The organism is Clostridium saccharoperbutylacetonicum N1-4(HMT) (assembly GCF_000340885.1).
Taxonomy (GTDB): Bacteria; Bacillota; Clostridia; order Clostridiales; family Clostridiaceae; genus Clostridium; species Clostridium saccharoperbutylacetonicum.
In genome coordinates this window covers 5,430,757-5,443,594 of record NC_020291.1, presented here as the reverse complement: position 1 = coordinate 5,443,594, position 12,838 = coordinate 5,430,757, and the positions used below count along the sequence as shown (strand labels likewise).

The following is a 12,838-nucleotide window of genomic DNA, read 5'->3' as shown; positions in this document are numbered from 1 at the left end:
ATTGGAAAATCTACTGAATTCATATAAAAATCTTCATTATATTAGACATGAATATCTCTCTGCATAAAATATTACAGTATTAAGTAACAAGAAAATATTAAGTGAATTGAAAAGTTTATTTAATAAAGAAGGGAGTTAACTTATGAACTGGGAAGTATTTGAAAAGGCTCTGATTAATTACGATAAATTAGAAGTTAATAAAATTCTTCAACATTTTTTAGCTAAAAAAAACGGGATAGATTTTATTGATGAGTATATAGTTAAGTCTTTAAATTCAATTGGTGATAAGTGGGAAAAAGGGGAAGTGGCTTTGTCCCAAGTATATATGAGCAGCAGGCTGTGTGAAGAAATTGCTATTACTATTTTGGCTGAAAAAAATTTCCCGATTAAGAATGCAAAGCCAATTGCAATAGTGACACTTGAGGATTATCACACTCTTGGAAAGAAAATTGTATGTGCTGTTGTTAGGTCAAGTGGTTTTGATCTTATAGACTACGGTACTATAAGTGAACCGGAGGAGATATTAAAGAAAGTCACTGAAGATAAAATAAAAATACTTATGATATCAGTATTAATGTATAATTCTGCTTTAAAAATTAAGAAAATATCTCAAATGCTTCATGAAAAGGATCCTTCAGTCAGGATATTAGTTGGAGGTGCACCTTTTTTGATGGATAACGCACTTTGGAAGGAAGTTGGTGCAGATGAAATGGGGAAAAGTGCAGCTGATAATATTGCTATTTTAGATAGGTGGATTAAGGAGGATTCTTAATGGAAAAAAGGTATACTTCTATGGAAAGAGTATTGACAGCTATGAGCATGCAGGAACCGGACAAAGTACCATTATTTATAATGTGTACACATTACTGTGCAAAATTTTTAGACATGTCGATTAAAAACTATTTTAGTAAGCCTGAAAATGTAGTAAAGGGGCAAATGATGCTTCTTGAAAAATTCCACAATGATTGTTTGAATCCATTTTATTCTGTTGCTCATGAGTATGCAGCTTTTGGAAGTGAAGTTATTTTCAAGGAGGATGGTCCTCCTAATGCTGGCGAACCAATAATAAAGAAATTTGATGATATTTTAAAATTACAACCACCGGAGGTTAAAAAATCAAAAATTCTTATGAATTGTCTTGAGACAATATCAATGCTTAAGCGTGAAGTAGGGACATCGGTACCTATTGGTGGTGGTGTTATGTCACCATTTTCACTTCCCATTCTTCAAATGGGGTTTAATAAATATATTGAACTAATTTATGAGAAACCAGAGTTATTGGAGCATCTTATAAAAATTAACGAAAAATTTTGCACCGAATGGGCTAATATGCAATTGATGGCAGGTGCTACCTTTATAACCTTCATAGATTCTATGTCTGTATCTTCAATTATTCCTAAAAGTGTATATTTAAAGACAGGATTTCTTTCCGCAAAGAGAACCATACCAACTATTAAAAGAGATGTAGCAATTGCTACTTCTTCAGCAAGCTCTACATCAATACTTGAGGAAATCCTTGAAGCTGGGATTAAAGCTATTTTGGTAAGCCATACTGACGATTTAACTGAAATAAAAAAGAAAGTCGGTAAAAGAGCTACATTGCTTGGAAATTTAAATGGTATTGAAATGTGCAAATGGAACAGATCTGATGCTGAATTTAATGTTAAGGAAGCAATAAGAAAAGCTGGGGCTGGTGGTGGCTTTATTCTATGTGACAGTATAGGAGATATTCCTTATCAGGTTAATGAGGATATTCTTCATGAAATCTCAGAAAGTGTAAATAAGTGGGGCAGATATCCATTAAATTGGAGGTAATGGTATGGATGATAAACTATGTATTTTGATTTGTGAAAGTTTTAAAATTGAGGCGGAGAGTGTACGGAATATCTTGAATAATGAAGAAATTAAATTTAAATACCATTCAATGGACTGTATAAATTGCAAGAATCGAAGGCAAGAATTCTATGATCGTATTATTTTGTCAGGTTATAGCAGGGACGAAGTTATTTTGCTGCCAATTCAAAAGGAAACTGGAAAAGACGAGACGTTTACTGGCGAAAATATTTTCGACTCATGTCTATCATTATTGTCTGGAGATAATCTACTAAAATATCTTTCTTCAAAAGGATATTATTTGACTACACCAGGCTGGTTAAGAAGATGGAAGCATATTATTATAGACATATATGGATTTAATAAAGAAAATGCGCGTGAATTTTTTTCAGAATACTGTAAAAAGGTCGTTCTTATCAACAGTGATGTATATAGCAATATACTACCTGATTTGATAGAGTTTTCAGAATATATAGGAATGGAATATGAAATTATAGATGTGGGTCTCAATTGCTTTTCAAGCACTATAAACAATCTATATAAAAACTGGAAAGCTAATCGATTAGAGAATATTTTAAATTCAAAAAATAAGCAAGTCACGGATTATGCTCTTGTATTTGATTTTTTTGAAAAAAAAGCAACGCTTTTAAAGCAGGAAGAACTAATTAAAAATATTTTCACATTATTTGAAATGTTGACAGGTGCTAAATATATTGCATTTCTTCCAGTAATTGAAGACAAAAAAGAAGAGATGTTTTTCTATCAAGAAAAATCATATAAAAGTGAATTGTATAATATTGACAATATAGAATTTAAGCAAAACTATTTTCTCACTTCCTCAGGGGCAGGATTTGTTTTTAGGATAACTTTTGACAATGAACTAATGGGATATATGGAAGTGGAAAATATTATGTTTCCGAATTATTTGGAAAGCTATTTAGATTTATCTAAAACAATTATGATACTTCTAGGAATAATGCTTTTCAATTCGAAGATTTATGAGAAATTAGTCAATACAAATGAAGAACTTCTTTCACTAAATACTAAGCTTGAGATGCTTGTTGATAGACGAACTTCTCAATTATTAGAAGTTAATGGTCATCTAGAAGAGACAAACTGTATGTTAGAAGAAGAAATTGAAGAGCATAAGTTAACTGAGAGTAAGCTTAAGGAAGCAAAAGAAGAAGCAGAAAGAGCTAATTCGGCAAAAAGTCAGTTTTTAGCAAATATGAGTCATGAGATAAGAACACCTATGAATGGGATTATGGGAATGACTAGCTTATTGAAATTTTCAGAATTAACATATGAACAAATGGATATATTAAAAACTATTGAAACTTCTTCAAAACATCTGCTCCAAATTATTAATGATATACTTGATCTTTCAGCAATTGACGTAGGTAAGGTCGAATTGCAGCCTGAATGTGTAAATATATTTGATCTAGTGAAGGAAAGTAGAAACTTATTTACATACTTAGCGGAGAATAAAGGCTTGAATCTTTATATTACTATTGACGATAATCTACCAAATGAAATTATAATAGATAAGGGGAGATTAATGCAAATATTAACCAATCTAATAGGAAATGCAATTAAGTTTACTGAAAAAGGGTCAATCCATGTATTCGTAGATAAAGTTGAAGCTACGGATAATAAAGTGAAGTTAATGTTTTCTGTAAAAGATACTGGGATTGGAATTAAGGAAGAAGACATTCCTAGATTATTTAATTATTTTTCACAGTTGGATATTTCAACGACAAAAAGATTTCAAGGAACAGGCTTGGGACTTGCAATTTCTAAAAATCTAATCGAACTCATGGGGGGAGAAATATCTGTTGAAAGCCAGTATGGTAAGGGAAGCAATTTTTACTTTACTTGTTTAGCTGATATTAATAATGATAATAATGAAGCATCAAATATTCAAAAAATGCTTAAAGATGATAAAAATTACCCAGAAGTTAGGATATTGCAAGTTGAAGATGATATGATTAGTCAGCGATTTATGAAGCAATTATGTAAATATACGGGATGGAAAATAAAAATAGTTTCAAATGGTTTAAAAGCGCTGGAGATACTTGAAAACGAGGATTTTGATATAATTCTTATGGACATTCAAATGCCAGATATGAGCGGAATTGAAGTTACAAAAATAATTAGAGAAAAAGAAAAGTTAACTGGTAAGCATATTACTATAATTGCAACTACAGCATATGCAATGGGAGGGGATAGAGATATATGTATTAATATAGGCATGGATGATTATATTAGTAAACCAATTGACGTTATGGAACTTAAAGAGATTATTAATAAGTACCGAAATATATAAATAGAGTCTATATAAACATTGGAAAAATAGAAAATGGGAAAAATGCTATAATATATACATTTATAGTGAAAATTTATGATCATGAATTCACGAGCATTTGTATGTGGCTTGAATACCTACTTACAGGTGGTCGTGTTTTTTAGGTTAACTTTATAAATTGGCACACCATTAAATTTTCCATTTTCTTCTTTGCTAGCCATTAAAGTTATTGCTTTTACTGGAATTGAAAATTTCTCAAATTGAATTAAGCTATTCAAGTCTTCGGAATCTTCATTAAACATTACTCTACGACCTAAAGTTATATGTGGCATAAAAAGTTTATCATAAAAGGGAATCTTTGCTTCTATTAATAGATTGGTAATTTCTTTATGAAGTTTAGAAAGAACAGAATTTTGTTCTACACCAATCCATAAAATATTAGTCTTTTTTCTTTTAAAAATGCCTAAGTTAGCTATTAATAATTCGAAAGGACTTAACTCTAAAACTGATTTGTCTAGTATTTCTTTTATTTTTGTAATTTGAAGATCATCAGCTTCACCTATGAAGCGAATCGTCATATGAAAGTTATTTTTTCTTGTAAAGCTGCCACTAGTACAATGTGCTTTTATATTAGTGGTTATTTTATCAAAATAATCCTCAATCTTATCTTCAAAATCTATAGTAATATATACTCTCAATATATTTTCATCCTTTCTTTTAAATTATAATAATTATAATTCATATTTAGAAAATTATGAAGTTAATTTGTATACTAATTATTATATAAATTAAATACCTGGTTGCTTAAGTGCATTTCTTTGGATTTCAAAGAGTATGCTTAACATCCATAAATTGAAGTGATAAAATACCCCAACAGATTTATATTATAAACTGTTGGGGTAAAATGTATATAGATATCCAAATTAATAATTCAACTTATAAATGTAATATATGTGTATTATTAAGAAATTATAATCGTAACACTACACTAGAAATTAGATACATTTTTCTGGAAGCAGGCATGTGAAATTTAGCTGATGATTGTTCTTAATGGTGGCTTGTTTCATTTTCAGCTTGTCCAGATTTTACATCTGGAACACGCTGAAATGACGATAAGCCGCCATTTAGAACCTTCCAGCGAAAATTTCACTAGTCCTGTGGAAGATAAATGTATCTGATTTTGGTAATTGTTGCATATGTCTAATTCTCGCTTTGGATATCTATATTTATGTTTACTCTAATTCAATTCTAGTTATAGAATGAGCTGGAAAAGTATAATTGAAATCACCTTTACCTACATTAACATCACTATTACTAATAGTAACATTATTTGGTTGATCCAATGTATTCATAGAATATATACTTGAACCATTCATTGTAAATATTTTAGCTTTTTTTGCATGAGTATATTGATCTAAAACTATTTGTGTTGTTACATCGATATCTGGACTTTGATTAACAACTAGTAACTCAACATTTCCATGATTATCCTTAGCAGCAATTGTAGATAATGTATCTACATTTGGAGAACTAGCGCTTTTTGCAAGTTCAATTTTAGGATTATTTTTTACTTCTGTGCTAATTTGAGTCATTCCACCTAATTTAGACATCATTTCAATGGATAAACCTGATGGTGTTGCAACGAAATTGTCATCTTTTCCATTGCTTATAATAGCAGCATTAAATCTTCGAGCTGTTGGGGCATCAGTTTCATCTGGATTAAATGGAGTATCGTTAAGTAAAAATCTATGTGCAAGAGGAATTCCTAGGTTCTGATATTGGATAAGTTCACTTGCATTCAAAAGACCGTCTGATAAATTCAAATGGAAGGCTTTATCCCCATCCTTTGGTATATTTCCTTGACCATGCCCATATGCTGATGGAATAAGTGGAACATGCTTTCCAGCATAACTATCTATTTCATTTTGCATATTTCCTAATTTAGTTTTTTGGAAGCCTGGTGCTAGAAATAACTGTTTTGTAAATTCATCTACAGGAAGATTAGTTTTTGGAAAACCATCTGTAAGTGGATGATAAGCAACACCATCATATGGATAAGTTGAACCCATTGCCTCAAAAAATCCAGTTTCGCCATCTTGTGCAGCAACCTTAATATTTGGATTAACAGCCTTTAGGGCTTTGTAATAATCAACAAATCCGCCATGAGGTCCAGATTTATATGTAATTGTAACCTTGCTTCCCTTAGCTGGAATTTTACCGTGGATGCCATCACCAAATGTAATTTTACCACTTTTATTTTCAATTGTATAAACTTCATCAGTTGGTAAAGCCGTCTTCAAATTATCTGTTTGTTTCCATTCAGCACCATTTACATAAACTGTTTGGCTTTTCGGTGCAACTGGTGGATAACTTGCATAGAAATCTTGATTTCCTGTTCCTTTACTAATTGATGAATCAGGAGTTAAATCAGCATAACCAATAGTATCTTGATTTTCAAATAAGGTAGTACCACCAAAGGCATATAATGCAGATTTTACATTTGTAGCATTAGTAGTATGTGCTCCAATTTCAACTGGTTTTCCATCACGCCAATGAGTAGCTACAGCTAAATCATCTTCATTTCCAACGTCCCACCAATTAAAATCATAAGGTTTAGGGTGACCATTTTTTGCTCTAAGAGCAGCCCAATAACTTGGATCATTAGGATCAGAAGAAGGATGTTCACTTACTGGTGCTGTCATATAAGCTAAATATTGAGCAGCACTTTGTACGTCATCTCTATTTATGTTTAGAATCATAACACCTTTAGCACCAGTTTTGTCAAGTAAATCACCAATTTCATCTGGACCAAAAGTTGAAGGTTGACCAGGGCCACCATCTCTTGCACGGTTCATAGGTCTTTGATCCATTGGACCAATAGCACGCTTCCAATCAAAACAAGTTGCACTTATAGTACCACCTCCATACCTAATTGAGGTAATTCCTAATTGCTTCACCATTTTCTCAAATGAATGATAGGCTTTTCCCGTTTTTGGATCTGCAGCACCTTCTCCGTTCTTAGTCCAATTGATTATGGCTCCAAACAGTTCAGGATTTATTACTTTACCATTCTCAGATACATTTACTGTAATTTGTGTTGAAGGTTGTTGTTCTGCTGCATAGCTTGCAGTTTGAAATGGAATAATTACTATCAATGAGAGAGCTAGTAGTAATGCTTTTATTTTTATTTTGTTCATTATGATATTCCTCCTTTAATGTAATTATTTAGCTATATTTCGATATATAATATATTAAAGATATAATTTTCCAACAACAATATGCACAAGCACAAATAATAATATAAAATATTTTTGCATATGCACAAAGGCTTATTGTTTTTATCTATAGAAATATATAATTTATGGAGGGTATCTGTGAATGTTTATTAGCACTATTATAGAAAAGTTAAAGATGTATGATCCACAAAGCTATATTAACAATAAAAATATAACTTTTATCCAATCTGTAAAATATGTAGAAACTGCGCCTACAGATTTTGCTCCTAATATACTATATGTGGCGGATGTATTAAAGCTTCCAATTGAGCATATTCACTTACATGAAGCTAATTTTTTAATTATATCTAAAGATAAAGTGTATAATTCTATTGGGAAAGAAATAAAGAGTAACATAGTAATTATTTCTTACAGTAGTATTGAATCAATTTTTAATTTGATTTTAGATATTTTTTCTGAATACGAAAGGTTAAGTTATAGCTCTTTAAGATTGCTAGAGGCTCTTTCACAAGATGATGGGCTTCAGAATATTGTTAACATTGGCTTTGAACTTATTGGCAATCCTATTTTTGTTAGAAATGCTAATTTGAATATACTTGCCTTTACAGAAAATATCGAAGTTGACATTCCTGTATGGGATAATATTAAATCGCGAGGTTATCAGATATATAGTAAATTGCACACATTCTTAACCAATGAAGTATTAAATTCATCAATGCCTATATATCTAAAAGCGCCTAATAGTAGATTTAAGAATAGAGTGAAAAATGGAAATGAATTAAATGAAAATTCTAAGTCTATTCTATGTCTTAACTCGTCTAAAAATACTAAGTTTGCCGAATCAAGAATATGGGCCAATATTTATTCTGGAAATAAATTTTTAGGGCAAGCTGTAATACTTGAAGTATTTAAGCCATTTAGTGAAAGTGATATAACATTAATCAATCAGTTAAGTGAGACACTTTCTATAGAACTTCAGAAACACAAATATTATGAAACAACAAATGCAGACAATAGAGATTTATTAATTTTAGATTTACTTAATGAAAAAATTAAAAATCAAGAAGCTATTAATGAAAATCTTAAATTCGCAAATTGGAATTTAAAAGAATGGCTACGTATTATCAGTATTACTATGGAGCAAGAAAAAATATCATTAATTCAATTTAAATTTATTCGAAATTTTTTGAAAAAGCTTTTCCCAGATGCTGTATGTGTTTTATACAATGGAAATATTGTAACAGTGATTAATTATATTAGTGATAAGACGTTCATTGAAATTAATTCAGAAAAACTAAATACTTTTTTAGGGGAGCAGAATATATTTTGTGGAATTAGCAGGCCATTTTCAAACTTAATTGACATTGATAAATACTATAAACAGTCACTTAAAGCAATAGAATTAGGGAAGTGCTTAAATAGTGACAAACTTATTTTTTTCTATGATTCATATATTTTGCAACATATTTTTTCTTTATGTTCTGGTCATGAATCACTTAAGGAATTCTGTCATCCTTCACTTTTGAAACTTATTGATTATGATAAAAAATATAATACAGATTATTTAGAAACTCTTTATTCATACATAGCAAATTTTAAAAATCAGACTGAACTTGCAAAAGTAATGAATATACATAGAAATACTTTATATTATAGAATCTCTAAGATAGAAGAAATCATCAATATTGATTTAAATAATATTGATGATTTCGTAAGTATTTACTTATCGTTTAAAATATTAGAATATACTGGCGAAAAATTTTGGGGTTATAATTAAAAGTTATAATATTTAACTACACATTAGGGAGGAAAATTGTTTATGAACTATTTTAAAAATTTAAAAATTTCTCAAAAATTGATATCAGCTTTTATTATTGTAGCAATATTAGTTGGGGTTGTAGGCTTTGTCGGATTAAATAATATGAACAAAATTAATAATAATGCAATAAAAATGCATGATGAAAATTTAAATTCAATACAATGTCTATATGATTTAAGACTTAACTTTGCTGAAATACGTACCGATATTATAAGAATCATATTTCAAAGTAAAGGTCCACAAAATGCTACTTTAAATAAAGATATTAACTCTTTATTTGATGAGAGTAATCAACTTATGGAAACATATGAAAAGACATTAACTTCTGCTGATGATAAGAAAATTCTTTCTGATTTGAAAAAAAGTGCAAGTACATATAAAGAAGAGATGAATTCAATATCAAAGTTGGTAGATGAAAATAATTATGATGCTGCTAATGAAAGATTTAAAGGAAATGTTGTTAATGTTAGAAGATCTATAGAATCGACTTTAGATCAATTAATAGATAATAATATATCTGATGCTGATAACTCTAATGCTTCAAACAAATTAACATATAGAAATTCTTCCTATATTACAACTGCTTTAGTAATGCTAAGTTTTATTATAGCAATTATTCTTGGTTTATCCATATCAATTGCAATTTCAAAACAGCTTAAAAAAGTGTTGATTTTTGCTAATGCTCTTGGTGAAGGGGATTTAACTAAATCAATAGAAATACAATCTAAAGATGAGATAGGAAACCTTGCAGGTGCATTAAATAACGCAAAAAGTAATATACATAATTTAATTGGTGAATTAGTTAATAGTATTAGTGAAATCAGTGCTACAAGTGAAGAACTTTCAGCGAATACAGAAGAGATTTATTCTAAAATGGAGCTTGTAAATAAATCTACAGAACATATATCTAAGGGCTCTCAAGATTTAAGTGCTACGACAGAAGAAGTAAATGCTTCAACTGAGGAAGTCACTGCTACCACTAATATTCTTGCAAAAAGTGCTACTGATACAATGATTTCGGCAAATGAAATAAAAGAACGTGCTATAAATATAAAGAATACTGCATCCAAAAACATAGAAGAAGGTAATTTAATTTACGAAGAAAATTGTTCTAATATTGAAAGAGCTATTGAGGAAGCAAGAGTTGTTGAGCAAGTTAAAATAATGGCAGATTCTATTGCAGAGATATCAGAACAAACTAATTTACTTGCTTTAAATGCTGCTATTGAAGCTGCCAGAGCTGGTGAACAAGGAAAAGGCTTTGCTGTAGTCGCTGATGAAGTTAGACAGCTAGCTGAGCAGTCGTCTCAAGCTGTGGAGAATATCAGAAATATGGTTTCGAAAATTCAAAATTCAGTTGACAATCTTTCTAAAAGTGGACAAGATGTTCTTGAGTTTATATCTAATAATGTAAAACCTAATTACGAATTCTTAATGAATACAGGTCTTCAATATGAAAAAGATGCTGAGTTTATGACAAATGTAGTAAATAACTTTGCAGCTTCATCTAAGCAAATTGATGAGGTAATAATTCAAGTAAGTAGTGCAATTGAAAATGTGTCGGCAGTCGCACAGGAATCTGCAACAGGATCTGAGGAAATACTAGGAAGTGTTGAGGAAATCACTTGTGCTATTAATGAGGTGGCAAAAGCTTCACAAGTTCAAGCAGAGCTTTCTCAGAAACTTAATCAAATGATACAAAAATTCAAGATATAATGGACAAATTAAAATAAACATAAGGTCTAGGAATCAAAATGTAGCGATGATATAGCTTAATTTCAATATAAACCAAATAGAAAAATTTCTAATCTAAAAAATTCCCCAAAGTTAATTTGGGGAATTTTTTAGATTAAGAATTTATGACGTTGTACTAACAATTTATATTGCTAATTCAGTTTTAGCTTTATTTAATTCCCGTTCATTTTTTTTATTAAAAGGTACTGCGATTATCCCTAATAGTGCAATGATTGCTGTTATTAAGAAGCACTTATTGTAAACCTTAATACTTTCATCATTTTTTATTTCATTTGCTTGATCTAGGATAGTATATATTTCTTTTGTTTGAACTTTAAAGTTTTCTTCAACAGTTGCTTTCATATTATCAGGAACTGAGGCTAATACTACTTTTTTCTTGTCTGTAATTAATTTATCAGCCATTTGTCTTGAAAAGGTAGTACTTTTGCTAGTGTCTGAAATTTTAATTTTATCACATATTGTTGATTTAACTTGATCTTCAAGGACTAAATTGTTATTTACTATATCAATTATTCTGTTTTTTGAATTATCAATAGCTTGAGTAGTGTAGGCACTGCTCAAAGTTGAAACTAAAGCTATAGCTAAACAAGCAGTCAATTGTCTAAAACTATTTAGTATTCCTGAAGCAATACCGTTCTTATCTTTTGAAATTTCCTCAAAAGCGCTTTGATATAATGGGGAAGTTGCACCAATTCCAAGTCCTACTATGATGAAAGCAATATAAATTATTTTTACATTGTTTGAAGTATTCATAAATACAAACATAAGGTCACCAATAGATACAAAAATTATAGCTAATAGAGAAATAATTCTAGAACCATATCTTTTATAGATTATAGAGAAAATTGGTGACATAATAAAGGAAACACCACTTACTATACCTAACATCAATCCGGATTTTAATACTGTGTATCCTAATTGGTTTTCTAGATAGAAATTCATTAAATAAGATATAGGCATATATGCAAAGAATATTATTCCAATTATTATTATGGAAGAAGTAAAGCTTTTTGTTTTAAATAGCTTAAATTCTATCATTGGATTTTTAGATTTAATTTCATATATTAAAAAAGCAGTAATTGATACAGCTGAAGTTATAATTAAAGTAATTATTTTTGAACTTCCCCAGCCATAGGAACTTCCTTTAACAAGTAAAAAAGTTAGTGCTCCTATGCCATAAGCTAATAATAATGAACCAATAAAATCAATTTTCCTTTCAATTGTTTTATCATAGCATTCTCTAAGATGCTGTGTGCCAAATACTATAGAAATGATGATAAAAGGAATATTTACATAGAAGATTGCCTTAAAACCAAAGACTTCATTTAAGATTCCACCCACAACAGGACCAGAAGCAGCAGCTAAAGAAATTGTCATGCCTATTATAATTGCAAGCTTTGACATAGCATCTTTGCCAAATAATTCAATAGCTAACGGAATAGATAATGGTGCTAGAATTGCAGCACCTATACCTTGTAAGATTCTAAAAATTATAATCATAGAAAGGGAAGTGGCAAGTCCACAAAGCATTGAGGAAGTACCAAAGATTAAAAGACCAATTAAAAATAGTTTCTTTCTTCCATAAATATCTGCAATTTTAGAAAAGTTTATTAGAAGAGCAGAGAAAGGAATTAAGTAAGCTGTGCTAACCCAAGATATTCCTGATATATCTGTTTTGAAATAATCAGCCATAGATGGCAAAGATACATTTACTATGGTTGAATCTAATACTGTTAAGAAACAAGCTATTACTAGTGAGATAAATGCTAATATTTTTTGTTTTTTATTCATAATATCCTCCAAGAATTTTATTTTTTAAAATGTGAAATTAACTTCATGTTCATATAATACGCTGGAAAATTTTAAATGTCAATACATGAAATGAATTTC

8 protein-coding genes are annotated in these 12,838 nt (G+C 29.8%); 5 read left to right on the top strand and 3 right to left on the bottom strand.

From position 1 onward, the window contains the following. Positions 1 to 142: 142 nt before the first annotated feature. From CSPA_RS23955 to CSPA_RS23945, 3 genes are read left to right on the top strand one after another with little or no spacing between them, the layout of a single operon-like run. Positions 143 to 772: a cobalamin B12-binding domain-containing protein gene (locus tag CSPA_RS23955; RefSeq protein WP_015394987.1), complete on the top strand. Its 630-nt coding sequence runs from the start codon at positions 143 to 145 to the stop codon at positions 770 to 772. Further along, entirely contained in the window at positions 772 to 1,815 is a 1,044-nt protein-coding gene (locus CSPA_RS23950) for a methylcobamide--CoM methyltransferase MtbA (protein WP_015394986.1), read from the top strand. Before CSPA_RS23955 ends, CSPA_RS23950 begins: the two co-directional genes overlap by 1 nt. 4 nt (positions 1,816 to 1,819) lie before the next feature. Continuing rightward, on the top strand, positions 1,820 to 4,159 hold the full coding sequence (locus CSPA_RS23945) for an ATP-binding protein (protein ID WP_015394985.1): 2,340 nt from the start codon (positions 1,820 to 1,822) through the stop codon (positions 4,157 to 4,159). Positions 4,160 to 4,275: 116 nt separating this feature from the next. On the opposite strand, the gene thpR is transcribed toward CSPA_RS23945, so the two are convergent. After that, on the bottom strand, positions 4,276 to 4,836 hold the full coding sequence (gene thpR, locus CSPA_RS23940) for an RNA 2',3'-cyclic phosphodiesterase (protein ID WP_015394984.1): 561 nt from the start codon (positions 4,834 to 4,836) through the stop codon (positions 4,276 to 4,278). A gap of 534 nt (positions 4,837 to 5,370) precedes the next feature. Continuing rightward, a complete protein-coding gene (locus CSPA_RS23935; RefSeq protein ID WP_015394983.1) occupies positions 5,371 to 7,335 on the bottom strand; it encodes an alpha-L-arabinofuranosidase C-terminal domain-containing protein in 1,965 nt (654 codons plus the stop codon). Between the two features lie 181 nt (positions 7,336 to 7,516). On the opposite strand from CSPA_RS23935, the gene CSPA_RS23930 reads away from it, so the two are divergent. Further along, entirely contained in the window at positions 7,517 to 9,151 is a 1,635-nt protein-coding gene (locus tag CSPA_RS23930; RefSeq protein ID WP_015394982.1) for a PucR family transcriptional regulator, read from the top strand. 42 nt (positions 9,152 to 9,193) lie between these two features. After that, positions 9,194 to 10,909, top strand: coding sequence for a methyl-accepting chemotaxis protein (locus tag CSPA_RS23925; protein WP_015394981.1), 1,716 nt, complete (start codon positions 9,194 to 9,196; stop codon positions 10,907 to 10,909). A 162-nt stretch (positions 10,910 to 11,071) separates the two neighbouring features. Here CSPA_RS23925 and CSPA_RS23920 read toward each other — a convergent pair whose 3' ends face one another. Next, positions 11,072 to 12,739 (bottom strand): MFS transporter, encoded by a 1,668-nt coding sequence (locus CSPA_RS23920; RefSeq protein WP_015394980.1) that lies wholly within the window; start codon positions 12,737 to 12,739, stop codon positions 11,072 to 11,074. Between the last annotated feature and the right edge of the window lie 99 nt (positions 12,740 to 12,838).

What these genes read in the sequence shown, in the direction of transcription:
- CSPA_RS23930 (WP_015394982.1), top strand. Translation starts at nt 7,517, where the DNA reads ATGTTTATTAGCACTATTATAGAAAAGTTAAAGATGTATGATCCACAA.
- CSPA_RS23935 (WP_015394983.1), bottom strand. Translation starts at nt 7,335, where the DNA reads ATGAACAAAATAAAAATAAAAGCATTACTACTAGCTCTCTCATTGATA.
- CSPA_RS23925 (WP_015394981.1), top strand. Translation starts at nt 9,194, where the DNA reads ATGAACTATTTTAAAAATTTAAAAATTTCTCAAAAATTGATATCAGCT.
- CSPA_RS23945 (WP_015394985.1), top strand. Translation starts at nt 1,820, where the DNA reads ATGGATGATAAACTATGTATTTTGATTTGTGAAAGTTTTAAAATTGAG.
- CSPA_RS23955 (WP_015394987.1), top strand. Translation starts at nt 143, where the DNA reads ATGAACTGGGAAGTATTTGAAAAGGCTCTGATTAATTACGATAAATTA.
- CSPA_RS23920 (WP_015394980.1), bottom strand. Translation starts at nt 12,739, where the DNA reads ATGAATAAAAAACAAAAAATATTAGCATTTATCTCACTAGTAATAGCT.
- CSPA_RS23950 (WP_015394986.1), top strand. Translation starts at nt 772, where the DNA reads ATGGAAAAAAGGTATACTTCTATGGAAAGAGTATTGACAGCTATGAGC.